A 25230-nucleotide genomic window follows, 5' to 3' on the forward strand; every position below is an offset into this window, starting at 1 on the left:
AGGGGGAGGGGAGGGGGAACCCCCCGGGGAGTGCCCTGGAACTCCGGCCACGGCCCCCTCGCCCTCCGGGGCCAGCAGCAGCACTTGGTCCGCGTACTGCACGACGCGCTCCAGCCGGTGTTCGGCCATCAGGACAGTGGTGCCCAGGTCATGGACCAGCCGTTGGAGGACGGCCAGCACTTCCTCGGCGGCGGGCGGGTCCAGCGCGGAGGTGGGTTCGTCGAGTACGAGGACCTTGGGGTGCGGGGTGAGTACGGAGCCGATGGCAACGCGCTGTTGCTGGCCGCCGGAGAGGGAGGCGATGGGCCGGTCCCGGAGTTCGTTGAGGCCGAGCAGGTCGAGGGTCTCCTCGACGCGGCGGCGCATGGTGCCCGGGGGAAGGCCCAGGGACTCCATGCCGTAGGCCAGTTCGTCCTCGACCGTGTCGGTGACGAAGTGGGCGAGCGGGTCCTGGCCCACGGTGCCCACGATGTCGGCGAGTTCGCGGGGCTTGTGGGTACGGGTGTCACGGCCCGCCACGGTCACCCGGCCGTGCAGGGTGCCGCCGGTGAAGTGCGGGACCAGACCCGGGACGGTGCCCAGCAGCGTGGACTTGCCCGCTCCGCTCGGCCCGATGAGCAGACACAGTTCGCCCTCCGGGATATGGGCGTTCACCACGGGGAGGGCTGGGGCCGCCGCGCCGTCGTGGACGACGGTGACCTGTTCGAAGGTGATCACTGCGGACTCTCCTCGTCGTACTGTCGGCCCCGCAGCCCCCGCGCGGAACGGGACCGGGGCCCGCCCTCCCCCTCCTTGTTCCCGATCCCCCTGGCGTGCAGCTGGGGTTCACCGGCCGATGCGGATGCCGGTGCCAGGTCCGGTGCCGGTGCCAAGCCCGGTGCCGGGGCCGACTCCGGGGAGCGGGCCGGCGCCGGGGCGAGGAACGCGGGGAGGAGGCCGAGGAGGACAGCGGCGGCCGGCCAGAGAGGGAGACGGGGCGCGGTGAGCGGTACGGCCGGGGGGTTCAGTGGTTCGGGAAGGGCGTCGGCGGCTGCGATCATCAGTGCCGCGACGGCGGCGCCGGACGCCGAGACCAGCCAGGCGCGTGTCCCCCAGCGGTCGGGCCGGTAACGGGTGCGGGCCGCCCGCTTGCCGCCCAGCCAGAGTCCGGCCATGGCGAGGGCCAGTCCTGTCAGCAGTACGGGCAGGCCGAAGCCCGCGCCTTCGGCAGCCAGCAGACCGTACGTTCCCGCGCACACACCGAGCAGTCCGCCGAGGGTCAGCGCCGTGGTGATACGGCGTACGGCGGCCGGTACCTGCGCCGTGCGGCCGTAACCGCGCGCGTCCATCGCTGCCGCGAGCGCCACCGAGCGCTCCAACGCGCCTTCCAGCACCGGCAGTCCGACCTGCAGGAAGCCGCGCAGCCCGCGGTCGGCGCGTCCCCGCAGTCGGCGGGCCGCCCGTAGTCGTCGTACGTCGGCGACGAGGTTGGGGGCGAACGTCATCGCCACCACCACCGCGACTCCCGCCTCGTAGAGCGCACCGGGCAGGGATTTGAGCAGCCGCGCGGGGTTGGCGAGCGCGTTCGCGGCGCCGACGCAGACGAGCAGGGTCGCCAGTTTGAGCCCGTCGTACAGCGCGAAGACCATGCCCTCCGCCGTGACGCGCCCGCCGATCCGTACGCCACGGGCCCACTCGGGCAGCGGCACCTCGGGCAGTTCGGCGAGCACATGGCTGCCGGGGATGGGGGAGCCGAGGAAGAACGCGAAGACGAGGCGGATGGCGAGTACGAGGATGCCCAGCTTGAGGAACGCGGTGTAGGAGCGGGCCCAGGGCGCGTCGGTGCGGCGTACGGCGACGACGTAGCCCGCCACCGCGATCAGTAGGGCGAGGAGAAGGGGGTTGGTGGTGCGGGAGGCAGCGGTGGCCAGGCCCAGGGCCCAGAGCCACCACGCGCCCGGGTGCAGAGCGGTGCTGCGGGTCGAGAGCGGTGCTCTCGGAAGAGAGCGGCGCACCGCCCCGGCCCGGGTCCCGGCCCCGGCCGCCGTTCTCTTGGTGAGCAGTGCTCTCGATGTGGAGCGGTGCATCAGTTATTGCCTTCGGCGGCGCGCCTGCCACAGTGCCGCGGCACCGAGGATCGCCACGGCCGCGATGCCCGCTGTCAGGCCCAGCCCCGTCGATATGCCCTCCCCCTGGCGGTCCTTGCTGTCCTCGCTCCCAGCGCTCCCGTCCCGTTTCGCGGTTCCGCTGCCGCCGTTTCCGCCATCGCCTTTCGCCTGCTCGCCGCACCCCTTGGCGGGGTAGTGGTCGATGGCGCACAGCAGGGCCTGGGAGTTGTAGCGCAGCGGGGTGGCGACCTTGGCGAGGGCGTCGGCTGCGGTGCCGTTCTCAGATATGCGCGCGCAGCCGGTACGGGGAGCGGGCGGGGTCTTGGGCTCGCCCTTGGGGGCGTCGGTGCGGGTGCCGAAGTCGATGCGGACGGCGACCCGTTTGCTGTCCGCCTTGGCTGCTGTCTTCGCGCAGGCGTCGGCGAAGGTGACGGTGCCGCGCGGTTTGTCGGCCTGCTGGGAGTTCTCGCTCAGAGCGAACCGGAAGCCGAGGGTGTCACCGTCCTCGGGGCGCTGAGTGGCCGGTCCTTCGGTGGCGTACGACCAGGAACCGTTCTCCTTCTGCTGCCAGAACGACCAGTAGCGGTAGCCGTCCGCGTCGGCGGCAGGGTGCCGAACGGCGGACGCGCTTGCCGGGGTGGCCAGGGTGGCCGGGAACAGAGCGAGCGCCGCGAAGGCGGCGGCCGACACGCTCATGGACGTCCGTGTCCGGGCCCTCACAGCTGCTGCCTCTTGCGGCGGCCGCTCAGCAGGATGCCGAAGCCGACGCCGACGGCGAGGCCGACCAGGATGAAGGCCCAGACGGGGATGGTGGTGCCGTCATCCTTCTTGTCGGAGGACGAGGAGCCGGCGTTGTCGGTCGGCATCTTGGCGGGCTTCGGGCCGGTGTGGTTGAGGCGGGAGAGGAGGTCGGTGCCGCCGAGCTCGGTGGGGTCGCCGCCTGCCGCTCGGGAGGCGAGCATCAGGGAGCTGATGGCGGCCGGGTCGTTCTTGGACTTGTCCCACTTGTCGAGGTTCTTCGCGAGCCAGTTCAGGGAGAACTCTGCCGGTTTGCGGTGGCCGCCCGCGGCCAGTGCGACAACGGCGTCCGCGGTGTTCGCGAAGTCGGGCTGTTCCTTGGCGCCGCTCATCACCGAGCTGAAGTGGCCGCCGTTCTTCTTCAGCGTGCCGGCCAGATATGCGGCCCCTGCGCCGGCCGCCGCCTTACGCCCACCCGGGACACCGTTGCCGCTCTTCTCGTCCCCGCCCGAGGCACACTTCAGCGGCTCGACCGGCTTGTCCTTGCCGTCCTTGCCGTCCTTGCCCTTCTTGCCCAACGGCTCGGGCAACGCGCCCTCGCCCAGCGCGGCGAGCGAGGCGGCGGCAGTGGCGTCGTCGTTCGGGGCGAGCCTGCCCTTCTTGTCCGGCTGGTAGGCGAAGGCACCCTGCTGGCCGGGGGCCTCATCGATGCCCTTGGAGCCGCAGGTGAGCTGGAAGGAGAGCAGCGCGTCGTACGGGGAATCGCCGCCCTGCGCTGTGGACTTCGCCGGGTCCTTGCCCACGGCGTGGAGGGCGCCGATGACCAGTGAGGTGGAGTTGGCGTCGGAGGCGGCGTGCGGTGCGCTGCCCCAGCCGCCGTCCTTGCTCTGGACCGAGGTGAGCCACTCCACGGCCTCCCGTATCACGTCGCTCCGGCCGCCGACCGCGGCGAGCGCCTGGACTGCGAGGGCGGTCGCGTTGGTGTCGGAGGGGGTCGAGTCCGGGTCGCATTTCTTCCCGGTGTCGGCGCGGTACGCGGTGAACGAGCCGTCGGCGCACTGCTGTTCGGCGAGCCAGTCCACGGCCTTCTTCGCAGGCACGGCACCGGTGCCGTCCAGCGCGAGCAGTGCCATCGACTGCCGCCACACGCCGTCGTACTTGGGGTCTGCCGTCCCGTAGAGCCCGTCCGGCAGCTTGGACGGCTTGGACGGCTGGGCGGCGACGGTGGCTGCGGGCGCGGTGGCGGATGCCGCGGTGGCGGATCCCAGGGACGGGGTGGCAGATGCCACGGGTGCGGCTGTCCCGCACAGCACGGTGGCGGCGGCGAGGACCGTGGCGCGGCGGCGGCGCGGTGACATTGCGAGTGCCTTTCGGTGACGGGAGGTGACGGGGGCGGACCGCAGCCGGGCACGGCCGCCTCGCCGTCGGGACTCGCGCGTTCGCGGCCCCGCACCGCGGTGCACCGGGCTCGGCTCCGTATACCTCGACGGGCCGGTGGCCTGGTTCGGCCACAGGAGCCCACCTCCGCCCGGGTGCTCCGGCTTGCGGTCTGCTGCTCCGTGCGCGTGCGCCGGGTCGCGGGATGCGACCGCGGCCGACGTACGGCGACGGTGTGGCGGGCCGCTCACGGTTGCGGGTCAGCGTCGGATTTGCACCGGCTTCCCCCGGTCGGAGGCGTTGTCTGGCTGTCGGCCACTGTAGCCGGATCGCCCACCCGGCCGTTCCGTCGGCCCGGTCCCGCTTCGTCCGCCGGTGCCGGTGCCGGTGCCGCTGTCGTTGTCGTTGTCGTTGTTGCTGCCGGTGTCGCCGCCGCTGCCGCTGTCAGTCGGTGGCGCGGTACGTGACCGGGGTGCTGGCGGGGACGGCCTCCGCGTGGCCGAGCTTGACCAGGTGGCGCAGGTGGGCCTCGGCCTCGGCCACGGCGATGTTGCGGGAGCCGAACGGGATCTCCTCCCAGGGGCGGTTCCAGCGCATGGTCTCGGCGAGCTGCCAGGGAGTGAGGTCGCGATCCGAGAGCAGTGCTCTCAGGTCGGAGAGCCGCTCCGCATGGTGAGCGGTGAGCTCGTCCACGCGGGCCTGCGCATCCGTGAACGCGTACTGGTGCGCGGGCAGTACCTCGGCGGGCCGCAGCCTGGCGATCCGTTCCAGGGAGTCGAGGTAGTCGCCGAGCGGATCGGTGATCTCGTCGCTGTCCGGGTCCTCGTACAGGCCGATGTGCGGGCTGATCGTCGGCAGCAGATGGTCGCCGGAGAACAGCCGCCCGCCCCCGCCGGAACGGCCCGGGTGCTGCTCCTCCAGGTGCAGACACACATGCCCCGGGGTGTGTCCGGGGGTCCAGACCGCGCGCAGCCGCCGCCCCGGCAGGGCGAGCAGTTCGTTCGGCTCGATCTCCCGGTCGGGCAGGGCGGCCCGCGCTCCCGGCAGCGTCCGGCCCCGGCCCTCCGCGAGGGCCGTGCGCAGCGGCGCCGTATGCGCGTCCGGGGCGCCGGCCGCGGCGAGCTTCTCGGCGAGGTAGCCGAGCCACTGACTCCGGTCCGAGCTGCGGGTGCGGCGGACGACGGCGGCGTCCGCCGCGTGCATGGCGATCCAGGCGCCCGACTCCTCCCGTACCCGTGCCGACAGGCCATGGTGGTCGGGGTGGTGGTGGGTGACGAGCACACCGTGCAGCGCCGCTACGGAGGTACCGCATGCGGCGAGCCCGTCGGTGAGGGTCTGCCAGGAGGCGGGGTCGTCCCAGCCGGTGTCCACCAGTACGGGGCCCGCGTCCGTCTCGATCACATGGACGAGGGTGTGCCCGAGGGGGTTGTCCGGGATGGGTACGGGGATGCTCCAGATCCCGCCCCCGTGGTCGGTGACCCGCGGTCCGTGGTCGTCGGCCTGCGGTCCGTTCGTCATGGGCGGCGGCTCCCCCTCCCGGTTCCGTGCGCGGGTGCGACGGCCGCGCCGCCTTCGGGCCGGCGGTCCGGCAGAGGCATTGTCCCCTAGAACTAGAACTGGTACTAGTTCTGATGCGCTGTCAGCTAAGTGTCGGGCGCCACAGCCCCGCAGCTGTCGCAGGCGGGCGGGAGAGGGAGGGCACGGTCATGACGGACAACCCCAGCAACTCCGAAGGCCCCGGCGGAAGCGGCGGCATCGCCTTCGCCGACCACCGGCAGCTCTACATCGGCGGCACCTTCACCGACCCGGCCGGCGACCGGACCATCGAGGTGGTCTCCCCGCACACCGAACAGCCCATCGGCCGCGTTCCGCACGCCGCACGCGAGGACGTCGACCGCGCCGTACGCGCCGCCCGCGAGTCCTTCGACTCCGGGGTGTGGGCCGACCGCCCGCTTGCCGAACGGATCGAGACCGTCACCCGCATCAAGGATGCGTTCGCCGTACGCAGCGAGGAGATCGCCAAGGTCATCAGCGCCCAGAACGGCACCCCCTGCACCTCGGCCGTCCTGGTCCAGTCCCTCGCCGCGATGATGGTGTGGGACGCCGCACTCAAGATCGCCGCGGAATTCCCGTACGAGGAACACCGGGCCGGGGTGCTCGGCCCGCTGCTGGTGCGCCGGGAGCCGGTGGGCGTGGTGGCGGCGGTGGTGCCGTGGAACGTGCCCCAGTTCACCGCCGCCGCGAAGCTGGCACCCGCGCTGCTGTCCGGCTGTTCGGCAATCCTGAAGGTCTCGCCTGAGACCCCGCTGGACGCCTATCTGCTGGCCGAGATCGCCGATGAGGCCGGGCTGCCCCCGGGCGTGCTGTCGATCCTCCCCGCCGACCGCGAGGTGAGCGAGTACCTCGTCGGGCACCCGGGCGTCGACAAGGTGTCCTTCACCGGCTCCGTGGCCGCCGGCAAGCGGGTGATGGAGGTGGCCTCCCGCAATCTGACGCGCGTCACCCTGGAGCTGGGGGGCAAGTCGGCCGCCGTCATCCTGCCCGACGCCGACCTGGACGCGGCGGTCGCCGGCATCACCCCGTTCGCCTGGATGATCAACGGCCAGGCGTGCGTCGCCCAGACCCGCATTCTCGCGCCGCGCAGCCACTACGACGAGATCGCCGAACGCTTCAAGGCCGCCGCCGACGCGCTGACCGTCGGTGACCCGCTCGACCCCGCCACCGAGGTCGGCCCCCTGGTCGCCGAACGCCAGCGCCGCCGCTCCCTCGACTACATCGCCCTCGGCCAGGAGGAGGGCGCCAAGGTGCTCGCGGGCGGCGGCCGGCCGGAGTCCATGCCGACCGGCTGGTATGTCGAACCCACCCTCTTCGGCGACGTCGACAACTCCATGCGCATCGCCCGCGAGGAGATCTTCGGCCCCGTCATCTGTCTGCTGCCGTACGAGGACGAGGAGCAGGCGGTCCGTATCGCCAACGACTCCGACTACGGCCTCTCCGGCAGCGTATGGACCGCCGACACCGAACACGGCATCGACGTCGCCCGCCGTGTCCGCACCGGCACCTACTCCGTCAACACCTTCAGCCTCGACATGCTCGGGCCCTTCGGCGGCTACAAGAACTCCGGCATCGGCCGCGAGTTCGGCCCCGAGGGCTACGCCGAGTACCTGGAGCACAAGATGATCCACCTGCCCGCGGAGGCGTGAGCCCTGCCCCGGGAGAGGTGCGTGGGAGGAGAGAAGGGCCGATGGCTGACCGCTGGCACGTCGAGGTGGACCGGGAACTGTGCATCGGGTCGGGGATGTGCGTGGGCGGTGCGCCGGAGGAGTTCCGGCTGGATGCCGCCCGCCAGTCCCGCCCCGTCACGCCCGACCGCGAACCCTGCGAAGAGGTGCTGAGCGCCGCCGAGAGCTGCCCCGCCGAGGCCATCTCCATCACCCTCGCAGAGACGGGCGAACCAGTCTTCCCACCGGAGGAATGACGGGTGGGGGAGAGGGGAGTCACGGGCGGGGCGACAGGTGGAGCAGCAGGTGAAGTGCCTGGGGGAGTGACGGCGGAGTGACCGGCGGAGCGACCGGGGGAGCCAGGGCCGGAAGTGGCGGGAGGTATTCCGTTGCCGAGGGCGCCTGCGGCGGGGTAGGAACAGCCGTATGACATCTTTTGGTGCTGTCGGTTCCCTCGGTGCCGTCTTCCGGCCGCAGTTGCCGCCCGAACGGCTACGGAGCGTCGTGCGCGCCGCCGACGAGGCGGGGCTGGAGCAGCTGTGGCTGTGGGAGGACTGCTTCTTGGAGAGCGGCATCGCCACGGCCGCCGCCGCCCTGGCCTGGACCGAACGGCTGCGGGTGGGCGTCGGACTGCTGCCCGTCCCGCTGCGCAACGTAGCGCTGACCACCATGGAGACGGCCACGCTGCGCCGCCTCTTCCCCGGCCGGTTCGCGGTCGGGCTCGGCCACGGCGTACAGGACTGGATGGGCCAGGTCGGAGCACGCGCCGAATCGCCGGTCACCCTGCTACGCGAACACCTCGACGCCATGCGGGCGTTGCTGCGCGGGGAACAGGTCACGACCCAGGGCCGGTATGTGCGGCTGGACGGCGTCGCCCTGGACTGGCCGCCGCTCGCCCGGCCCACCGAGGCGGATCCGACTACGGCCGCTGCCGCGGAATCGGCCGCTGCCCCGGAATCGGTCGCTGCCGCGGACACGGCGGTGTTCGCGGGGGCGCGCGGCCCGCGTTCACTGCGGCTCAGCGGCGAGGCGGCGGACGGTACGGTGCTCGACGCCAACACCTCCCTCGCGGGCATCCGCCGGGCGCGTCAGCTCATCGACGAGGGGCGTGCGGCGGCCGGACGCACCGACCGCCACCAGGTCGTCCACTACCTCAACACCGCCACCGGCCCCGACGCCGCAGCCCGGCTCCGGGCCGAACTCGCCCGCGAGGGCCACGACCCCGCCACCGGGCCCGGCGTCGCAGGGGACGCCGCGACGGTGGCGGAGGCGGTCCGTGCGGCCCTGGAGGCCGGCGCCGACACCGTCATCCTCCAGCCCACGGCGGACGAACCCGACCCGGAGTCGTTCGTCCGCTTCGCCGCCCAGGAGGTCACCCCCCTGCTGCGCTGAATCCCGCCCGGGCCCTGCCATCAGGCGGCGACCCCGCCCGCCCTCCCGTCAGGCGGCGACCCCGCCCGCCCTCCCGTCAGGCGGCGACCCCGCCGCCCAACGCGAGCGTGGCGAACGTCGCGAGCCAGTGGTCCGTGGTGAAGTCGCCCGAGGTGGTGGCCGGCAGTCCCGCCGCCAGGTTGGCCTCGGCCGCAGTGGTGAGGGTGGCGACGCGCGGGTCGTCGGACGGGAGCGCTCCGGCGATACCGCGCAGCGCCGCGGCCCGGCTCAAGCAGAGGCCGAGCAGATGCCCGAGCTGCGGGTCGGCCGGGTCCGACACCCGCGGTGGGGGCAGGAACTCCGGTCCGCCGGTGCCGTCCAACTCGGGCAGGAACCGCTCCAGCCATTCGGCGAACTCCCCCTGCGGCAGCACCCGGCGCACCGCGTCCGCCTCGCAGAGCAGCGGGGAGAGAAAGTCCTGCCCCGACGGCTCCCACCGGGTGGCGGCGCCGTGGTCGGGGACGTACCACTCGTGGATCTTCGCCACCACCGGCCCCACCAGCCGCTGCTGGCCCGCGCGTTCGGCGCTGTCGAGGAAGACACCGAGCGCGAACGCGCTGTTCGCGTGCGTACCGTGCCGAACGGGGTAGGTCGCCTTCGGCAGCCAGGCCAGCACCAGTTCGGTGACCGCTTCGGCTGCGGGGGCCAGTGCGGCACGCCACTGCCGCACCATTTCGAGAGCACCGCTCTCAACTGCGGGCGCCACTCCCGTTGCTGCGTGCTCCGGTATGGGAGCACCGCTCTCACCCGCGAGCGCCGCTCCCTTCGCCGCCTGCTCCGAAAGCAGAGCGCTGCTCTCGCCCCCGAGCGCCGCTCCCTTCCCCTCCCCGTACGCCGCCCCCTCGTGCTCCGAAAGCAGAGCGCTGCTCTCGCTTGTGAGCGCCAGTAGCCAGGCCCAGCCGTAGGGCCGCTCGAAGAAGGGGTGGGCGCGGAGGTAAGCGGTCTCGGTGGCGAGGGCCTCAGGGGTCAGATGAGAGTGCAGCGTACGCACCACTGCGGTGCGCCCCTCTCGCAGCTCCCTCTCCCTCTCCCCCTCCCGCGGCTGTCCCTCCCGCAGTTCCCCCTCCCACCGCTCCCCCTCCCACCGCTCCCCCTCCCGCGGCTCCCCCTCCCGCAACTCCCCCCGCCAGGGGATTCGCAGCAGTCGCAGGAGCAGCCAGTGCATATGGACGGACGAGTGCCAGTCGTAGGCGCCGTAGAACGCGGGATGGAGCACCCGTGGCGGAACGAGCTCTGCGGGCCCCGCGAGCAGATGGGCGGGAGCGTTCGGGTACTCGCGGGTGATGTTGGCGAGCGCCACCTCGGCGAACCGCGCGGCGCGCTCCGTAAGCGCAAGGAGGCTCAATGTGTGGCCCCTCCCGGTTCGCGGAGATCGGTGGTGGTGTGGGCGGCGGCGGTCAGCAGGGCGGCCAGGCCGCGTACGGCGTCGGGTACGGACAGCGAGGGCGGTGCCGGATGGCGGTCCGCCACCTGTTGCGTGGAGTACGGGACATGGACGAAGCCGCCCCGCACGCCGGGCCGTTCGGTGGCGAGCAGGTGGGCGAGTCCGTAGAAGACGTGGTTGCACACGAAGGTGCCGGCCGTCTGCGAGACCGAGGCGGGGACCCCGGCGTCGCGGGCTGCGGCGACGCACGCCTTGACCGGCAGGGTGCTGAAGTACGCGGCGGGACCGCCGGGGACGACGGGCTCGTCCACGGGCTGCCGGCCCGCGTTGTCGGGTATCCGCGCGTCGTCCACGTTGATGGCGACGCGTTCAACGGTGAGGTCGGGGCGCCCGCCCGCCTGCCCCAGGCAGACGACCAGTTCCAGCCCCTGCCCGGCGGCGTCCACCGCGGTCCGCAGTTCGTCGAGCGCGGTGCCGAAGACGCAGCTCAGCTGTACGGCGCTGATGTCGAGTCCGGCCGGGGGCCGGGCGGCGAGCAGTTCGGCGGCCTGCCAGGACGGGTTGACCTCCGCACCGTCGAACGGCGCGAACCCGGTGACCAGCACCTTGACGGAAGACATGCGCATTCAGCTCCGCTTGACGATCGTGGCCCGGGGCGTTCGCCGGACGGCCGGGTGCGCCGGGTGCGCCGGGTATGCCGGGTGCCCCGGGGCCGGGGCTCTTAGAACGCGAAGAGATAGATGATGAGGATGTTGCAGCCCAGCACGACGCCCGCGGTCGGCACCTGGGCCTTGATCGGCCCGTACTGGTCCTTGAGTTCGAGCAGCGCGGCGGGGACGAGGTTGAAGTTGGCCGCCATCGGGGTGCACAGCGTGCCGCAGAACCCGGCGAGCATGCCGACGGCGAGCACGGCGGCGGGGTCACCGTTCAGCTGCTCGATCAGCACCGGCCAGCCGACGGCGGCGGTCATGACAGGGAAGGCGGCGAAGGCGTTGCCCATGATCATGGTGAAGACGGCCATGCCGACGCAGTACAGCGCCACAGCGGCCAGCTTCTGCCCGTCGGGCAGCACCGACTCGGTGATCTTCCGTACCTGGGTGCCGACGCCCGCCGTCTGGAAGATGGCCCCCAGCACGGCCAGCAGCTGGGGCAGCAGCAGCGCCCAGCCCATCGACTCCAGCAGTCCGCGCCCGGCGTGCAGCGGTACGGTCACCCGGCGTTCGCGCAGCACCCACATGCCCACGCCCAGCGCCACGATGGCGCCCAGACCGAGGCCGAGGATGGTCTCGCTGCCCTCCTCCAGCAGCGGGGTACCGCCGATCTTCCACTTGTCGACGAGTACGGCGCACACCATGGCGAACAGCGGAATGGTCAGCGCGGGGATGAACAGCTTGCCGCCGAAGCGGGCGGCGAGCCGGGTGCGTTCGCTCTCGCTGGTGGTGTCGGGCTTGCCCTTGCCGGTGAGGTTGAAGCCGCCGAGGCAGATGAGGACGAGGACGGCCACGCCCAGCGGCTCGGCGGGCAGGGACTTCTCGTTGACCCAGGTGCTGTAGAAGAAGCACAGGCCCAGCAGGCCCCAGAAGGCGGCGGTGCCGTGCCGTTTGGGGTTGCTGCGGTCGAAGACCATCTGCGCCGCCATGGCGAGGAAGACGGCACCGACGAGCCAGAAGAACCACTCGGACTTGATCACTTGGCAGCCCCGCCTTCCTCGCTACGGGCGCTGCGGTCCAGCGCGTCCTCCCGCTCGACGGCCAGCTGCGCGTTCGCGGTGACCAGTTCGCGCTCCAGCGTGCGGTCCAGCCGCAGCAGCCGGCCGCCGTGGACGAAGAAGGCGCATACGGCGGTGGGTATCGCCCACAGTGCGAGGTGCAGCGGTTCCAGGTGTGTGTCGTAGGTGCTGTTGACGAAGCCGGTGATCAGCAGGATGGAGCCGATGGCGAGGAAGCAGTCCTCGCCGAAGAACAGCCCCACGGTGTCGGTGCCGGCGGCGTGCGAGCGGACCTTCTCGCGGACCTTCTCGGGCAGTGGCCGCCCACCTCCCCCAGCTACCGCTGGGAGGTGCCCCCAGCGGCGTTCGGTGGCAGCCTCCGCCATCGGCGCGATCATGGGGCGGACGCTCTGCGCGGGCCCGCCGATGGTCTGCAGCCCCACGGCGGCCGTGACCTGCCGCAGCAGCAGATACAGGGTCAGGAAACGCCCTGTGGTGAGTTTGTTGCCGAGCTTGCCGATGAGCGTACGGGCCTGTTGCTGGAGGCCGTTGCGCTCCAGCAGGCCGATGACGGGCAGCGTGATGGCGAAGATGGTCACCGAGCGGCTGGACGCGAAGCTTTCGCCGAAGGTCTTGAGGATCTCGACGGGGGAGAGCTTGCCCAGCAGTCCGGTGACGATCCCCGCCACGCCGACGACGAGCAGGGGGTTGCGGCGCGTCGCGAAGCCGAGGACCACTACGAGGACGCCGAGGAGAACGATCATGTCGTCCGCCTTCCGTGAGCGAATTCCTCGGGAGGCTAGAGGATTGTTGAACGATCCGACAAGAGTGAGGCACCTCACTCATGCGGAAATCCCGGCCCGCCGTCACGCTCCCTGTGTAGACGTCACCGCTCTGGGGGGTGACGTGATTCGGCGGCCGCCTCCTCCGGGTACGCGTCCAGCAGCTGCCGCAGCGAGTCCTCCAGGTAGGCGTCGAGCAGCCGCTCCGCGCCCGCCGCGTCGCCCGCCTCCAGGGCCCGGACGATCTCCTGGTTGCGGGCCAGATACGGGTCGTGGAAGCGCCGCAGGTCGCCCATGATGTGGAAGGCGAGCCGCAGTTCGGCCAGCACGCCGCGCATCATCTCGTCCGTACGGGCGCTCCCGGCCAGTGCGACCAGCGCCTGGTGGAAGCGGATGTTCGCGGTGGAGCACTCCTGCCACTGCCCGCCGGCCGCGGCCTTCTCGCCCGCCGAGACGGCCGCCCGTACCTCCGTCACGTCGTACGGCGGCTCACCCAGCCCGCGCACGGCGGCGCACTCGACCAGGCGTCGTACGCGGTAGATGTCGCGGATGTCGGTATCGGTCAGTACGCGGACGAAGGTGCCCCTGTTGAGCCGGTGGACGAGCAGCCGCTCGTGGGTCAGCAGCCGGAACGCCTCCCGCAGCGTGTTGCGGGAGACTCCCAGGGCGCCGCAGATCCGCTCCTCGGAGAGCCGGATGCCGGGTGGGAAGGAGCCCTGGGCGATCCGCTCGCGCAGGATGGCCGCGACGCGCTCGGCCGTGCTCGTGCGCCCGAGCAGCGACCGGTCGGCGGCGAGCTCCGAGAGGGCGGCGGACGGGTCGGCGGTCATCGTGGTCTCCCTTGGGTGAGCGGGCGCCGGCCGGGCCCGGTGCGGCAGGAGAACGGCGCCCGCGAAGTGCGAGGTCGCCGGGGACTCTTGCCGGATTGTTCAACAATCGCTTACGTTGCTGCTGATGGACCGGAAGATCGACCTTAACGCCGACCTCGGTGAGGGCTTCGGCCGCTGGCAGCTCACCGACGACGAGGCCCTGCTCGCCTCGGTCACCAGTGCCAATGTCGCCTGCGGCTTCCACGCCGGCGACCCTCTCACCATGCGCCGCGTCTGCGAGCTGGCCGCCGAGCGCGGCGTCCGCATCGGGGCGCAGGTCTCCTACCGGGACCTGGCCGGCTTCGGCCGCCGGGCCATGGACGTACCCGCCGCCGAGCTGGCCGCCGAAGTGGCGTACCAGATCGGGGCCCTGGAGATCTTCGCCCGCGCGGCCGGTTCGGCGGTCGCCTATGTCAAACCGCACGGCGCCCTGTACAACCGCGCCGTGCACGACGCGGAGCAGGCAGCCGCCGTCGTGGCGGGCGTCCAGCTGTCCGGCGCCGCGACCGGCGACGGAGGAGGGCTGCCCGTGCTCGGGCTGCCGGGCTCCCGGCTGCTGGCGGCTGCGGCTGCTGCCGGGCTGCCCACGGTCGAGGAGGCGTTCGCCGACCGCGCCTACCGGCCCGACGGCACGCTGGTGCCGCGCTCCGAGCCGGGCGCCGTGCTCCACGACCCCGAGCGGGTGGTCAAGCGGTCGGTGCGGCTGGCCCGGGACGGCGAGATCGTCGCGGCCGACGGCACCGTGCTGCCGACCGGCGCCCGCTCGCTGTGCGTGCACGGCGACACCCCCGCCGCCGCCCAGCTCGCCCGCCGCGTACGCGAGGAGCTGGCCACGGCGGGCGTACAGGTCCGGGCCTTCACATGAGCACTCCGGCCGACCCGACGGCCGCCCCCGCCCCTCCCGTGATCCGGCCCGCCATCCGGCCCGTGGTCCGCCCGGTGGGGACCCGGGGCCTGCTGGTCGAGCTCGCGACGGCGGAGCAGACCGAGGCCCTCCACGCCGAGCTGCTGCGCCGTCGGGCCGAGGGCAGCCTGCCGCCGGTACGGGAGATCGTGCCCGGGGCCAGGACCGTGCTGCTCGACGAGTTCGGGGACAGCGGCGCGGCGCGGCGGCTGGCCGCCGAGCTGCCCGGCTGGCACGTACCGCCGCTGACCGGCCGCAACGAAGAGGCGGTCGAGATACCCGTCCGCTATGACGGTCCCGACCTCGCCGAGGTCGCCGCGCTGTGGGGGGTCACGCCGGACGAGGTGGCCCGTCGGCATGCGGCCACCGACTTCCGCGTCGCCTTCTGCGGGTTCGCACCGGGCTTCGGCTATCTGACCGGGCTCGCCGAGCAGTACCACGTGCCCCGGCGCACCACCCCGCGCACCCGGGTCCCGGCCGGGGCCGTCGGGCTCGCGGGCACCTACACCGGCGTCTATCCGCGCTCGTCACCCGGCGGCTGGCAGCTGATCGGGACGGCCCCCGAGACCGTGCTGTGGGACACCGACCGCACCCCGGCCGCCCTGCTGGCACCCGGAACCCGAGTCCGTTTCGTCCCCCTGGACGCACCGGACGCACCGGACGGAGCCGGGGCCCCGTCCGAAGGGAGTGACCGTGCGGACTGAGGGCGGACTGGAGACCGTACGGGCCGGTGCGCTCACCACCGTCCAGGACCTTGGCCGCCCCGGGTACGCGCACCTGGGCGTGCCCCGCTCGGGCGCGCTCGACCTGGCCGCGCACCGCCTCGCCAACCTGCTGCTCGGCAACCCCGAGACCGCCGCGACGCTGGAGACCACCCTCACCGGCTGTACGGTGCGCGCGCTGGGCCCCACCGTCGCGGTGGTCACCGGGGCGCCCTGCCGGGTGGCGGTCGACGGGCGGCCGGCGCCCTGGGGGCAGCCTCTGCGGCTGCGTCCTGGTGCGATGCTCGACGTGGGCGCCGCCACCCATGGGGTGCGTTCCTATCTGGGCTTCGCCGGAGGAGTCGGCGCCGAGCCGGTGCTCGGCAGCCGCGCCACCGATCTGCTCTCCGGGCTCGGCCCGGCCCCGCTGAGCGACGGGGATGTGCTCCCGCTCGGCACCCCGGCCCCGCTCCCCTCGGCGGGCCGCACCGTTCCCGACGCGGCGCCCTGGGCGGCGCCCCCGCGCGAACTGGTGCTGCCCGTCAGCTATGGGCCGCGGGACGACTGGTTCACCGCGGAGGGACTGCGCACGCTCGTGACCGGCACCTACCGGGTGTCCGCCGCCAGCAACCGGATCGGGCTGCGGACCGAGGGCCCGGCCCTCGCCCGCGCCAGGGAAGGGGAGTTGGCGAGCGAGGGAATGCCGCTGGGCGCGATACAAGTACCCCCCGAAGGGCGGCCCGTGATCTTCCTCGCCGACCACCCCACGACCGGCGGCTACCCCGTCATCGGCGTCGTCCCGCCCGGAGCGCTGAGCGCCGCCGCGCAGGCCACCCCCGGCACCCCGGTCCGCTTCACCGCGTCCGGCGGATGATGCGCACCCGGCATGGAGGGCGCGCCCCGTAAGGGGCGCGGGGCTGTGCTTATGTGCGGCTCCGCCGCGTGGGCGCGCTCAGCCACAGAGCACGCGCAGTCCGCACGCTTCAGGCAGGGGCACCCCCTTACCGGAACAACGGAACGGCCTAGGATCGCGGACGTGCCGGCTCCCCCGATACTCCGTGACGTTTTCCACGCCCTGCGCGACGAGTGGGGGGAGGAACGCGACGGCATCACCTTCGACCACGGCCCGCCACCCCTCGAGCGGCTCGACGTGATGCTCTACGACCCGACGGGCCCGGACGGGGCCACGGCGTTCGCGACGATCGGCATGTCCGCCCACGCGATGCCGCCCCGTCCCGAGCCCACTGGCACCCGTCCCGAGCCCGCGGGCGCCTTCGCCGGACCCGCGGATGGCGCCCGCGCCGAACTGCGCCTCTTCCGCCGGGGGCCGGTCGCTCCGGCGGACGAGCAGCGCCTGGCGGTGCGGCTCGCGAACCTGGCCGCGTATCCCTGGACCCGGGGTGAGCCGCTGGGCTGGGGAGAAATCGTCAGCTTCCCCGACGAGATCCCCACCTTCCCCGGCTGCCGCAGCGTCTTCCTGGCCGGCCCCTGGACTGCCGGGCAACGGGCCACCATCGAGACCGGCACCGCTCCCGTACGGATCCTCAACGCCGTACCGATCAGCGAAGCCGAACGCCAACAGGCCCTGACCGCCCGACCCGAGACCTTCTTCAGCAACCTGCTCGACACCCGCGACGTCTGCGCCCCGTAAGGGGCGCGGGGCTGTGCTCATGTGCGGCTCCGCCGCGTGGGCGCGAGCAACCACAATCCACCCGCAGCCTGCGGACATCAGACAGGGGCACCCCCTAGCCAGCCCGCCCGTGGGCAGCAGCAAGTTGGCCCACAAGCGTCGCGAACGGCATGTCCAGATCCGCGTACACGCCCGGCGCGAGCCGATCCGCGTTGTCGGCGAGCATCTCGACGGCGAGGGTGGCGTAGTCGCTCACGATCACGCCGGACTGCTGGAGCCTTAGCAGACCGGTTTCCCGCTTGGTCGTGGAGAACGTGCCGGAGGCGTCGACGGCGACGTAGGCCCCGTAGCCCTCGGCGGTCGCGGATATCGCGGGAAAGGCGGCGCAGACTTCGAGAGAGACCCCGGCGATGAGGATCTTGTCGCGCCCGGTCGCCTCGACCGCGTTCCGGACCCTGTCGTCGTGCCACGCGTTGACCGTGCTCCGGTCGATCACCTCAAGCCCTTCCGGCAGTACGGCCCGCAGTTCGGGGATGAGGGGTCCCCACATGCTGTCGGCCGCGGTGGTGGTGACGACGAGGGGGATGCCGAGGCGCAGCGCGGCCTTTGCGAAACAGGTGACGTTGTGCGTGAGTTCGCCCACGCTGATGTCGCGTACGCCGGTGAACAGCCCGATCTGGTGGTCCACCAGCAGGAGGGCGGCGTTGTCGGTGGTGAGGGACTCGTGGAATCGGTTCTTCGTCATGGAGCGATGGTTGACCAGGGGAGCCCGGCTCCGTAAATGTTTCAGTTGTGGCTGAATCCTCGTATGCGGAGTTCGACTTCACCTCCGCCGACCTCGCACGCCTGAGGTTCGCGTTCTCCCCCGTGTCCGAGGCTGTGGCGAGCCTGCGTACGCTCCAGGACCCCGGCCGCCACGCGCTGCACCTGCCGTGGATCCACGCCGTCCGGCCCCGGCTCGCCGGACTCGATCTTCGGCTGCTGCTCGCACTGGTGCCGCTCGGCCCCTACATCGCCGACTTCCTGACTCCGCCGCCGACCCGCCCGCTGCCCGACGTCGACGCCGAGTTGGAGCTGGTCGCCACGGCGGACCCGGACGAGGCCGCCCGCGAGGCGGGCCGGGTTCCCGGCGTCGACACCCCGCCCGTCCGCGAATTCCTCGCCGATCCGGCCGCCGGGGTGGCCCGCGCGGCCGACGAGCTGCGCCGGTACTGGGAAGTGGCGCTGGCGGAGTTCTGGCCGCAGATTCGGGGGCTGTTCGAGTCGGAGGTGCTGCGCCGCTCCCGGCAGCTGGCCCGCGACGGCGCCGGCGCGATGTTCAACGACCTCCACCCGAACATCACTTGGTCCGAGGGCCGGCTGCGGATCCGTACCCGCGCCTGGCGGCGGAGCGGCCCTCTCGACGGCGACGGCATGATCCTCGTGCCGAGCGTCTTCCACTGGCCCGACACACCCGTGATGGCCGAGCCGTATCAGCCGTACCTGATATATCCGGCGCCCGGTGTCGGCACGGTCTGGTCCCAGGGGGTCGTCCCCACCTCGGACGCGCTCAGCGCTCTCATCGGCCATACCCGCGCCCGGATCCTGGTCGCCCTCAGTCAAGCCGCGACGACCAGCATCCTGGCGCGGCGACTGTCCATGACGCCGGGGGCGGTCAGCCAGCATCTCAAGGTGCTCTGCGCATGCGGCCTGATCACCCGCAAGCGCAGCGGGCGTGAGGTCTTCTACGAGTGCTCGCAGTTGGGGCACTCGCTCTGCGCCTCCTGAGGCACCGGGTCAGCCGCGCCTCACGTCGGGCCGGGGACATCTGACCGCTCTGTACCTACTAGTATGTACACTACGAATGGAAGGCCGCGCTGCCGCAGCGGGGCGCGCCACTACCGCGAACGAGAAGGGAACATCCGTGCGCATATCACGTACGCCGTCCACCGCCGCCGCGCCGCCTGACTGGGTCACAGGGTCGGTCTGGATCGAAGAGGTCGCCGCACCGGAAGCGCCCTCGCGGCTCAAAGTGGACACCGTCCACTTCGCGCCCGGGGCTCGCACCATGTGGCACCGGCACCCCTTCGGTCAGCTGCTGGTCATCACCGCCGGCACGGGGCTTGTGCAGCGTCGCGGTGGCCCGGTGGAGACCGTCGGCGCCGGCCAGAGCGTGCACATCGGTGCCGGTGAATGGCACTGGCACGGAGCGGCGCCCAGCAGCGTCATGACCCACCTGGCCATCCAGGAAGTCGCCGAGGACGGCACCGGGGCCGAACGCGGAGCCCCCGTCACCGACGCCGAGTACCACACCCGCCCGTCGGCCGTGTGACCACCGAACCCGAAAGGCATCCCTCTCGTGTACGCCAAGCAATACGAGATCACCCTGCCCGCTGACTACGACATGAAGGTCATCCGCAAGCGGGTGGCCGACGGCGGCCATGTGCTCGACGACCGCGCCGGACTTGCCCTGAAGGCGTACGTCATCCGCGAGCGCGGCCTCGACGGCTCTCCGGTCAACCAGTACGCGCCCTTCTACCTGTGGAACGACGCCGGCGCGATGGCCCAATTCCTGGTCGGCGGCGGCGGGTTCCAGAACATCATCCGCGACTTCGGGCGCCCCATCGCCCGGCACTGGGCCGGCGTCGCCTGCCACGCCGGGCCCGCCCGTACTGCTCCTCCCCGGGCGGCCTCACGGCTCCTTGCACCCGTACCCGTCGACTCGGACTCCGACGGCTCCGGGCTGGGCCTGGCCTCATGGTTCGAGCGGGAGACGGCGGCGCTCGGCGCGCTCGCCCGCCGCGACGGCGTCCATACAGCCGCGCTGGCCGTCGACCCCCACCACTGGCAGATGATGCGGTTCGTCCTGTGGCAGGACGCAGTGGCCTCGGACACCGAGGCCACCGAACGGTACGAGGTACTCCACCTGTCCTCCCCCGGCACCCACGCGCTGCCGGAGGGCAACACCTGGTAAGCGGATCTTGCGTACCCGGCATGGGGGCTGCGCTTGCCCACCCTGCGCCCCTGGCGCAGACTGCCCAAGCTTCGCAGTACGGGGACGCGCCCTGTAAGGGCAATCATCAGCGCGGCGGCGCACCCGTGACGTCGATCAGCTGGCAGACGGTTTCGATGTCGATCTTCACCTGGGCGATCGAGGCCCGCCCGGAGAGCCAGGTGATGAGTGCCGAATGCCAGGTGTGCTCGATGACGCGGACCGCCGAGAGCTGTTCGGGGGTGGGCGGGCCCTCCAGCCCCATCGCGTCCAGGATGATCGCCGTGGTGAGCCGGGAGACCGTGTCCACCTCCGGGCTGACCGACCGGTCCGCGAAGTTGAGGGCGCGTACCATCGCGTCCGCCAGCTGCGGCTCCCGCTGCAGTGCCCGGAAGGCGCGCATCAGCGTCTTGGCGACCCGCGCCGCCGCCTCCGTCTCCTCCGGGGGGCGCTTGTGCAGCGTCTCGTGCATGTGCTGCAACTGGTCCTGCATGGTGGCGACCAGCAGATGCACCTTGGAGGGGAAGTAGCGGTAGAGGGTGCCGAGCGCCACGTTCGAGGATTCGGCGACCTCCCGCATCTGCACCGCGTCGAATCCGCCCCGGCGCGCCAGCTGCGCGCTCGCATGCAGGATGCGGCGGCGCCGGGCCTCCTGGCGCTCGGTCAGCGGCGGGGACGGCGCGGAAGGCCGCAAAGGAGGGGACTGCAGAGGTTGGTTCCCGCCTCTGGGCTTGGGCTTGGGCTGCGGCGGTGTCGGCATCGCGTTGTTGGTCCCGTTCCGTGGCGTTCTTGAAGCCCTGTGGGGAGCCGTGCATTGTTGCAGGCGCCGCCGAGGTGGCGCGAATCACCTGCTCCGGCGGCTCCCCCGAAGTGACTGGCCGGTAAATTCTGGAGTCCGGGCACGAGTCCGCGGCGCCACCGGAGCCGGGACCCGTCCCTCCCGAAAGTCAATCCTGAAACTTGTTCTAGGTTAGCGCGAGCGGCTACGCTCCGGCGGAACGCAGTGACGAAGGGGGCCGCGAGTGACCGCAGAGGCCGTAACCGACCGCCCGCTGCGCATCGCGCTGCTGACGTACAAGGGCAACCCCTTCTGCGGCGGCCAGGGTGTCTACGTACGCCATCTGTCCCGGGAACTCGCCCGCCTCGGCCACAGTGTGGAGGTCATCGGAGCGCAGCCGTATCCGGTGCTGGACGAACTGCCGGCGGACGGGGCGACGACCGGCCGGCTCACCCTCACCAGGCTGCCCAGCCTCGATCTCTACCGCCAGCCCGATCCCTTCCGCACCCCCAAGCGGGACGAGTACCGCGACTGGATCGACCTGCTGGAGGTCGGCACGATGTGGACCGGGGGCTTCCCCGAGCCGCTCACGTTCTCGCTGCGCGCCCGCCGCCATCTGGCCGCGCGGCGCGGCGAGTTCGATGTCGTCCACGACAACCAGACGCTGGGCTACGGGCTCCTCGGCGGCCCGAGCGCCCTCGGCGCGCCGCTGGTGACGACCATCCACCACCCCATCACCGTCGACCGCCGGCTGGAGCTGGAGGCGGCCACCGGCTGGCGGCAGAGCGCCTCGGTCCGCCGCTGGTACGGCTTCACGCGGATGCAGCGCCGCGTCGCCCGCCGGCTGCCCTCGGTCGTCACCGTCTCCGGCTCCTCCCGGCAGGAGATCGCCGACGATCTGGGGGTGGCGCACGAGCGCATCCGCGTGGTGCCCATCGGCGCGGACACCGGACTGTTCGCACCCGACCCGGCCGTGCCCGAGGTGCCGGGCCGCATCGTCACCACCTCCAGCGCCGATGTCCCCCTCAAGGGCCTGGTGTTCCTGATCGAGGCGCTGGCCAAGGCGCGTACCGAACGGCACGAGGCCCATCTGGTGGTCGTCGGCAAACGCCCCGAGGAGGGCCCGGTCGCAGACGCGATCGAGGCGCACGGGCTGGCCGGCGCCGTCGAGTTCGTCAAGGGCATCAGCGACGCCGAGCTGGCCGGGCTGGTCCGCTCGGCGCAGGTTGCCTGCGTTCCGTCGCTGTACGAGGGCTTCTCGCTGCCCGCGGCCGAGGCCATGGCGACCGGCACCCCGCTGCTGGCCACCACCGGCGGCGCCATCCCGGAGGTTGCCGGGCGCGACGGCGAGACGTGTCTGGCGGTGCCGCCCGGCGATGCGGGGGCGCTGGCCGCGGGGCTGGTACGGCTGCTGGGCGACGCGGAGTTGCGGGCCCGGCTCGGGGCTGCCGGGCGGGAGCGGGTACTGCGGAAGTTCACCTGGGAGAGGGCGGCGATCGGCACGGTCGAGTGCTACCGCGCCGCCATGGGGGCTCCCTCCCGTGCGGTCTCGCCGGTGCCGGTGGTGCGGCCGCCCGCCGAGCCGGTGCGCGTCGCCGCCGACAGCCGGTGACCGGCCGTCCCTCACCCCCGCCCCCGCCCCCGAACACCATGTGGAAGGCTGATCCCCCGTGCTGACCGTGGACTTCTCCCGATTCCCGCTCGCCGCAGGCGACCGCGTGCTCGACCTGGGCTGCGGGGCGGGACGGCACGCCTTCGAGTGCTACCGGCGCGGCGCACGCGTGGTCGCCCTGGACCGGAACGCGGAGGAGATCCGCGAGGTCGCCACCTGGTTCGCGGCGATGGCCGAGGCGGGCGAGGCCCCTCAGGGGGCCACCGCGACCGCTATGGAGGGTGACGCGCTCGCTCTGCCCTTCCCCGACGACAGCTTCGACGTCGTCATCATCTCCGAGGTCATGGAGCACATCCACGACGACAAGGGCGTTCTCGCCGAGATGGTGCGCGTCCTGAAACCGGGCGGCCGGCTCGCCGTCACCGTGCCGCGCTACGGACCGGAGAAGGTCTGCTGGGCGCTGAGCGACGCGTACCACGAGGTCGAGGGCGGCCACATCCGTATCTACCGCGCCACCGAACTCCTCGCCAAACTGCGCGAGGCCGGGCTGCGCCCCTACGGCACCCACCACGCGCACGGCCTGCACGCGCCGTACTGGTGGCTCAAGTGCGCGTTCGGCGTGGACAACGACAAGGCGCTGCCGGTGCGCGCCTACCACAAGCTGCTCGTCTGGGACATCATGAAGCGCCCGCTGGCCACCCGGCTCGCCGAACGTGCCCTGGACCCGCTGATCGGCAAGAGCTTCGTCGCCTACGCCACCAAACCGCATCTTCCGCACCTCGCCGGGGCAGCCGACGTGAACAGCCTGGCCGACGAGCCGGCAGCGGCGGCCAAGTGACCAGCCCGGAGCGGACCGAACGGCTGGTGCTGCCCGGTGTGCTGACCGCCGCCGAGGCCCGGCTGACCGTCGAGGGCATCCTCGCCTCACAGCGCGAGGACGGCGCCATACCGTGGTTCCGCGGGCACCATCTCGACCCGTGGGACCACGTCGAGGCCGCCATGGCGCTGGACGCCGCGGGCGAGCACGACCGCGCCGAGGCCGGCTACCGCTGGCTGGCCACCCACCAGCTGCCCGACGGCTCCTGGTACGCCGCCTACGCCGACGGGGACGCGGCGGCGCCCACCGACCGCACCCGCGAGACCAACTTCTGCGCGTACGTGGCCGTCGGCGTGTGGCACCACTATCTGTCCACCGGGGACGACGCCTTCGCCGACCGGATGTGGCCGATGGTTTCGGCGGCCGTCGAGTTCGTGCTGCGGCTCCAGCAGCCCGGCGGGCAGATCGGCTGGAAGCGCGACGCCGACGGCACCACCTGCGACGAGGCGCTGCTGACCGGGTCCTGCTCCGTCTACCAGGCCCTGCGGTGCGCGCTGGCGCTGGCCGAGCACCGCGAGGAGCCGCAGCCCGACTGGGAGCTGGCCGCCGGGTGGCTGGGCCATGCCATCCGCCGCCACCCCGAACGGTTCCTGGACAAGAGCCGCTACTCCATGGACTGGTACTACCCCGTCCTCGGCGGAGCCCTGCGCGGTCCCGCCGCCAAGGAACGCATCGAAGAGGGCTGGGACCGCTTCGTGGTACCGGGCCTCGGCGTACGGTGCGTGACCCCCAACCCGTGGGTGACCGGCGGCGAGAGCGCCGAGCTGGCACTGGCCCTGTGGGCGACGGGCGAGTCGGACCACGCGCTGGACATCCTGCGCTGGATGCAGCACCTGCGCGCCGAGGACGGCATGTACTGGACGGGGTACGTCTTCGAGGACGAGGCGGTCTGGCCCGAGGAGCGGACGACTTGGACGGCGGGGGCGCTGCTGCTGGCCGTCGCCGCGTTGGGAGGGGACGACGCGACGGTGCAGGTCTTTGGTGGCGAGGGGCTCCCTCAAGGGTTGGAGCCCGACTGCTGCTGAGCCCCGCGCCGGGGGATTTTGCTATTGGGGTGCCCCTGATTGCCGTCCGCAGGCTGCGGCTGTGTTGTGGCTGGGCGCGCAGTTCCCCGCGCCCCTGAGGGGGCGCCCCCTCAGGCCAGGTCCGCCAGGACCCGTAGCGTCCCGGGATCCGGTGCCGTCACCAGGAGATCCGTCACCGGCCCCGAGCGCCACAGCTCCAGCCGCTCCGCGATCCGTTCCCGCGGGCCCACCAGCGAGATCTCGTCCGCGAACGCGTCGGGCACGGCGCGTACCGCATCCTCCCGCCGCCCCGCGGCGAACAGGTCCCGTACCCGCTGTGCCGCCTCCGGGTAGCCCATGCGTCCCATCAGCTCCGCATGGAAGTTGCGGCGGGCGTGCCCCATGCCGCCGATGTAGAAGCCGAGCATGACCTTCACCGGCAGCAGCCCCTCGGCGACGTCGTCGCAGATCCGGGCCTGCGCCATGGGCGCGACCAGGAACCCGGGCGGCGCCTCGGCCAGCGCCGCCTCGTACACCGGGGCCCGGGTGGGCGACCAGTACAGCGGCAGCCAGCCGTCGGCGATCCGGGCGGTCTGGGCGATGTTCTTGGGCCCCTCGGCGCCCAGCAGCACCGGCAGATCGGACCGCAGCGGGTGGGTGATCGGCTTGAGCGGCTTTCCCATGCCGGTGCCGTCCGGACCGGCGTACGGGTGCGTGTGGTAGCGCCCGTCCAGCCGTACGGGCGCCTGGCGGTGCAGCACTTGCCGTACGACGTCCACGTACTCGCGGGTCAGAGTGAGCGGCGAGGCGGGGAACGGGCGGCCGTACCAGCCCTCCACCACCTGCGGCCCCGACAGTCCGAGACCGAGCAGCATCCGGCCGCCGGAGAGGTGGTCGAGGGTGAGGGCGTGCATGGCGGTGGCGGTCGGGGTGCGGGCCGCCATCTGCGCGACGGCGGTGCCCAGCCGGATGCGGGAGGTGTGCGCCGCGATCCAGGTGAGTGCGGTGAACGCGTCCGAGCCCCACGATTCGGCCGTCCACACCGAGTGGTAGCCCAGTTGTTCGGCCTGCCGGGCGAGTTCGAGGTGGCGGGGGTCGGGGCCGCGCCCCCAGTAGCCGAGCGCCAGTCCGAGCCGCATGCGCCGTCTCCCCTCCA

26 protein-coding genes are annotated in these 25230 nt (G+C 72.4%); 13 read left to right on the plus strand and 13 right to left on the minus strand.

From position 1 onward, the window contains the following. From ACTWQF_RS12930 to ACTWQF_RS12950, 5 genes are all read right to left on the minus strand, one after another. A partial coding sequence (locus ACTWQF_RS12930) for an ABC transporter ATP-binding protein (RefSeq protein WP_443279487.1) occupies positions 1-717 on the minus strand: 717 nt, incomplete at its 3' end. After that, complete coding sequence (locus ACTWQF_RS12935) at positions 714-2066, minus strand: CbiQ family ECF transporter T component (protein ID WP_443279488.1); 1353 nt, start codon at positions 2064-2066, stop codon at positions 714-716. The genes ACTWQF_RS12935 and ACTWQF_RS12930, both read right to left, overlap by 4 nt. 3 nt (positions 2067-2069) lie before the next feature. Continuing rightward, positions 2070-2783, minus strand: a complete 714-nt coding sequence (locus tag ACTWQF_RS12940; protein WP_443279489.1) for an SCO2322 family protein — start codon at positions 2781-2783, stop codon at positions 2070-2072. 20 nt (positions 2784-2803) lie between these two features. Continuing rightward, positions 2804-4183 (minus strand): prenyltransferase/squalene oxidase repeat-containing protein, encoded by a 1380-nt coding sequence (locus ACTWQF_RS12945; RefSeq protein ID WP_443279490.1) that lies wholly within the window; start codon positions 4181-4183, stop codon positions 2804-2806. Between the two features lie 463 nt (positions 4184-4646). After that, the gene (locus ACTWQF_RS12950) at positions 4647-5720 is read right to left on the minus strand and encodes an MBL fold metallo-hydrolase (protein ID WP_443279491.1); all 1074 of its coding nucleotides are present in this window, start codon (positions 5718-5720) and stop codon (positions 4647-4649) included. Positions 5721-5908: 188 nt separating this feature from the next. Here ACTWQF_RS12950 and ACTWQF_RS12955 point away from each other — a divergent pair, with 188 nt between their 5' ends. The 3 genes from ACTWQF_RS12955 (at position 5909) to ACTWQF_RS12965 (ending at position 8815) form a co-directional block, all read left to right on the plus strand. Further along, entirely contained in the window at positions 5909-7405 is a 1497-nt protein-coding gene (locus ACTWQF_RS12955; RefSeq protein ID WP_443279492.1) for an aldehyde dehydrogenase, read from the plus strand. A 41-nt stretch (positions 7406-7446) separates the two neighbouring features. Continuing rightward, positions 7447-7680, plus strand: a complete 234-nt coding sequence (locus tag ACTWQF_RS12960) for a ferredoxin (RefSeq protein WP_443279493.1) — start codon at positions 7447-7449, stop codon at positions 7678-7680. Between the two features lie 169 nt (positions 7681-7849). After that, complete coding sequence (locus tag ACTWQF_RS12965) at positions 7850-8815, plus strand: LLM class flavin-dependent oxidoreductase (RefSeq protein WP_443279494.1); 966 nt, start codon at positions 7850-7852, stop codon at positions 8813-8815. A gap of 76 nt (positions 8816-8891) precedes the next feature. Here ACTWQF_RS12965 and ACTWQF_RS12970 read toward each other — a convergent pair whose 3' ends face one another. The 5 genes from ACTWQF_RS12970 to ACTWQF_RS12990 all read right to left on the minus strand — a co-directional run bounded on the left by ACTWQF_RS12970 (position 8892) and on the right by ACTWQF_RS12990 (position 13558). Continuing rightward, the gene (locus ACTWQF_RS12970; RefSeq protein WP_443279495.1) at positions 8892-10199 is read right to left on the minus strand and encodes a DUF2891 domain-containing protein; all 1308 of its coding nucleotides are present in this window, start codon (positions 10197-10199) and stop codon (positions 8892-8894) included. Further along, positions 10196-10858, minus strand: a complete 663-nt coding sequence (gene pcp, locus ACTWQF_RS12975; protein WP_443279496.1) for a pyroglutamyl-peptidase I — start codon at positions 10856-10858, stop codon at positions 10196-10198. The genes ACTWQF_RS12970 and pcp overlap by 4 nt, the downstream gene beginning before the upstream one ends. Positions 10859-10959: 101 nt before the next feature. Next, positions 10960-11928: a DUF979 domain-containing protein gene (locus ACTWQF_RS12980; RefSeq protein ID WP_443279497.1), complete on the minus strand. Its 969-nt coding sequence runs from the start codon at positions 11926-11928 to the stop codon at positions 10960-10962. Continuing rightward, a complete protein-coding gene (locus ACTWQF_RS12985; RefSeq protein ID WP_443279498.1) occupies positions 11925-12710 on the minus strand; it encodes a DUF969 domain-containing protein in 786 nt (261 codons plus the stop codon). The genes ACTWQF_RS12980 and ACTWQF_RS12985 overlap by 4 nt, the downstream gene beginning before the upstream one ends. A 122-nt stretch (positions 12711-12832) precedes the next feature. Beyond that, positions 12833-13558 (minus strand): GntR family transcriptional regulator, encoded by a 726-nt coding sequence (locus ACTWQF_RS12990; protein WP_443279499.1) that lies wholly within the window; start codon positions 13556-13558, stop codon positions 12833-12835. A gap of 124 nt (positions 13559-13682) precedes the next feature. Between ACTWQF_RS12990 and ACTWQF_RS12995 the strand changes: the two genes are divergently transcribed. The 4 genes from ACTWQF_RS12995 (at position 13683) to ACTWQF_RS13010 (ending at position 16853) form a co-directional block, all read left to right on the plus strand. Continuing rightward, the gene (locus ACTWQF_RS12995; RefSeq protein WP_443279500.1) at positions 13683-14462 is read left to right on the plus strand and encodes a LamB/YcsF family protein; all 780 of its coding nucleotides are present in this window, start codon (positions 13683-13685) and stop codon (positions 14460-14462) included. Further along, positions 14459-15205, plus strand: coding sequence for a 5-oxoprolinase subunit B family protein (locus tag ACTWQF_RS13000; protein ID WP_443279501.1), 747 nt, complete (start codon positions 14459-14461; stop codon positions 15203-15205). Before ACTWQF_RS12995 ends, ACTWQF_RS13000 begins: the two co-directional genes overlap by 4 nt. Continuing rightward, the gene (locus ACTWQF_RS13005; protein WP_443279502.1) at positions 15195-16076 is read left to right on the plus strand and encodes a biotin-dependent carboxyltransferase family protein; all 882 of its coding nucleotides are present in this window, start codon (positions 15195-15197) and stop codon (positions 16074-16076) included. Before ACTWQF_RS13000 ends, ACTWQF_RS13005 begins: the two co-directional genes overlap by 11 nt. Before the next feature lie 162 nt (positions 16077-16238). Continuing rightward, positions 16239-16853 (plus strand): suppressor of fused domain protein, encoded by a 615-nt coding sequence (locus tag ACTWQF_RS13010; RefSeq protein WP_443279503.1) that lies wholly within the window; start codon positions 16239-16241, stop codon positions 16851-16853. 94 nt (positions 16854-16947) lie between these two features. On the opposite strand, the gene ACTWQF_RS13015 is transcribed toward ACTWQF_RS13010, so the two are convergent. Further along, complete coding sequence (locus tag ACTWQF_RS13015) at positions 16948-17577, minus strand: isochorismatase family protein (protein ID WP_443279504.1); 630 nt, start codon at positions 17575-17577, stop codon at positions 16948-16950. A 47-nt stretch (positions 17578-17624) separates the two neighbouring features. Between ACTWQF_RS13015 and ACTWQF_RS13020 the strand changes: the two genes are divergently transcribed. From ACTWQF_RS13020 to ACTWQF_RS13030, 3 genes are all read left to right on the plus strand, one after another. Next, positions 17625-18599 carry a DUF5937 family protein gene (locus ACTWQF_RS13020; protein ID WP_443279505.1) on the plus strand — a complete coding sequence of 325 codons (975 nt, stop codon included), beginning with the start codon at positions 17625-17627 and terminating at the stop codon, positions 18597-18599. A 136-nt stretch (positions 18600-18735) separates the two neighbouring features. Continuing rightward, complete coding sequence (locus tag ACTWQF_RS13025; RefSeq protein WP_443279506.1) at positions 18736-19143, plus strand: (R)-mandelonitrile lyase; 408 nt, start codon at positions 18736-18738, stop codon at positions 19141-19143. A gap of 27 nt (positions 19144-19170) precedes the next feature. Then, positions 19171-19785, plus strand: a complete 615-nt coding sequence (locus ACTWQF_RS13030) for a DUF4865 family protein (RefSeq protein ID WP_443279507.1) — start codon at positions 19171-19173, stop codon at positions 19783-19785. Between the two features lie 106 nt (positions 19786-19891). On the opposite strand, the gene ACTWQF_RS13035 is transcribed toward ACTWQF_RS13030, so the two are convergent. Further along, on the minus strand, positions 19892-20563 hold the full coding sequence (locus tag ACTWQF_RS13035; RefSeq protein WP_443279508.1) for a TetR family transcriptional regulator: 672 nt from the start codon (positions 20561-20563) through the stop codon (positions 19892-19894). Positions 20564-20825: 262 nt separating this feature from the next. Between ACTWQF_RS13035 and ACTWQF_RS13040 the strand changes: the two genes are divergently transcribed. From ACTWQF_RS13040 to ACTWQF_RS13050, 3 genes are read left to right on the plus strand one after another with little or no spacing between them, the layout of a single operon-like run. Beyond that, positions 20826-22193, plus strand: a complete 1368-nt coding sequence (locus ACTWQF_RS13040) for a glycosyltransferase family 4 protein (RefSeq protein WP_443279509.1) — start codon at positions 20826-20828, stop codon at positions 22191-22193. A 58-nt stretch (positions 22194-22251) separates the two neighbouring features. Continuing rightward, positions 22252-23031 carry a methyltransferase domain-containing protein gene (locus ACTWQF_RS13045; protein WP_443279510.1) on the plus strand — a complete coding sequence of 260 codons (780 nt, stop codon included), beginning with the start codon at positions 22252-22254 and terminating at the stop codon, positions 23029-23031. Beyond that, positions 23028-24095 carry a prenyltransferase gene (locus ACTWQF_RS13050; protein ID WP_443279511.1) on the plus strand — a complete coding sequence of 356 codons (1068 nt, stop codon included), beginning with the start codon at positions 23028-23030 and terminating at the stop codon, positions 24093-24095. The genes ACTWQF_RS13045 and ACTWQF_RS13050 overlap by 4 nt, the downstream gene beginning before the upstream one ends. 110 nt (positions 24096-24205) lie before the next feature. Here ACTWQF_RS13050 and ACTWQF_RS13055 read toward each other — a convergent pair whose 3' ends face one another. After that, the gene (locus ACTWQF_RS13055; RefSeq protein WP_443279512.1) at positions 24206-25213 is read right to left on the minus strand and encodes an LLM class F420-dependent oxidoreductase; all 1008 of its coding nucleotides are present in this window, start codon (positions 25211-25213) and stop codon (positions 24206-24208) included. Between the last annotated feature and the right edge of the window lie 17 nt (positions 25214-25230).

Source organism: Streptomyces sp. 8N114, from assembly GCF_052245835.1.
GTDB lineage: Bacteria > Actinomycetota > Actinomycetes > Streptomycetales > Streptomycetaceae > Streptomyces.

Excerpts from the sequence above, each read along its gene's own strand:
- ACTWQF_RS12985 (WP_443279498.1), bottom strand. The coding sequence starts at position 12,710 with ATGATCGTTCTCCTCGGCGTCCTCGTAGTGGTCCTCGGCTTCGCGACG.
- ACTWQF_RS13055 (WP_443279512.1), bottom strand. The coding sequence starts at position 25,213 with ATGCGGCTCGGACTGGCGCTCGGCTACTGGGGGCGCGGCCCCGACCCC.
- ACTWQF_RS12995 (WP_443279500.1), top strand. The coding sequence starts at position 13,683 with ATGGACCGGAAGATCGACCTTAACGCCGACCTCGGTGAGGGCTTCGGC.
- ACTWQF_RS12955 (WP_443279492.1), top strand. The coding sequence starts at position 5,909 with ATGACGGACAACCCCAGCAACTCCGAAGGCCCCGGCGGAAGCGGCGGC.
- ACTWQF_RS12990 (WP_443279499.1), bottom strand. The coding sequence starts at position 13,558 with ATGACCGCCGACCCGTCCGCCGCCCTCTCGGAGCTCGCCGCCGACCGG.
- ACTWQF_RS12945 (WP_443279490.1), bottom strand. The coding sequence starts at position 4,183 with ATGTCACCGCGCCGCCGCCGCGCCACGGTCCTCGCCGCCGCCACCGTG.
- ACTWQF_RS12965 (WP_443279494.1), top strand. The coding sequence starts at position 7,850 with ATGACATCTTTTGGTGCTGTCGGTTCCCTCGGTGCCGTCTTCCGGCCG.
- ACTWQF_RS13000 (WP_443279501.1), top strand. The coding sequence starts at position 14,459 with ATGAGCACTCCGGCCGACCCGACGGCCGCCCCCGCCCCTCCCGTGATC.
- ACTWQF_RS12940 (WP_443279489.1), bottom strand. The coding sequence starts at position 2,783 with ATGAGCGTGTCGGCCGCCGCCTTCGCGGCGCTCGCTCTGTTCCCGGCC.
- ACTWQF_RS13015 (WP_443279504.1), bottom strand. The coding sequence starts at position 17,577 with ATGACGAAGAACCGATTCCACGAGTCCCTCACCACCGACAACGCCGCC.
- ACTWQF_RS12960 (WP_443279493.1), top strand. The coding sequence starts at position 7,447 with ATGGCTGACCGCTGGCACGTCGAGGTGGACCGGGAACTGTGCATCGGG.
- pcp (WP_443279496.1), bottom strand. The coding sequence starts at position 10,858 with ATGTCTTCCGTCAAGGTGCTGGTCACCGGGTTCGCGCCGTTCGACGGT.
- ACTWQF_RS12950 (WP_443279491.1), bottom strand. The coding sequence starts at position 5,720 with ATGACGAACGGACCGCAGGCCGACGACCACGGACCGCGGGTCACCGAC.
- ACTWQF_RS12935 (WP_443279488.1), bottom strand. The coding sequence starts at position 2,066 with ATGCACCGCTCCACATCGAGAGCACTGCTCACCAAGAGAACGGCGGCC.
- ACTWQF_RS13035 (WP_443279508.1), bottom strand. The coding sequence starts at position 20,563 with ATGCCGACACCGCCGCAGCCCAAGCCCAAGCCCAGAGGCGGGAACCAA.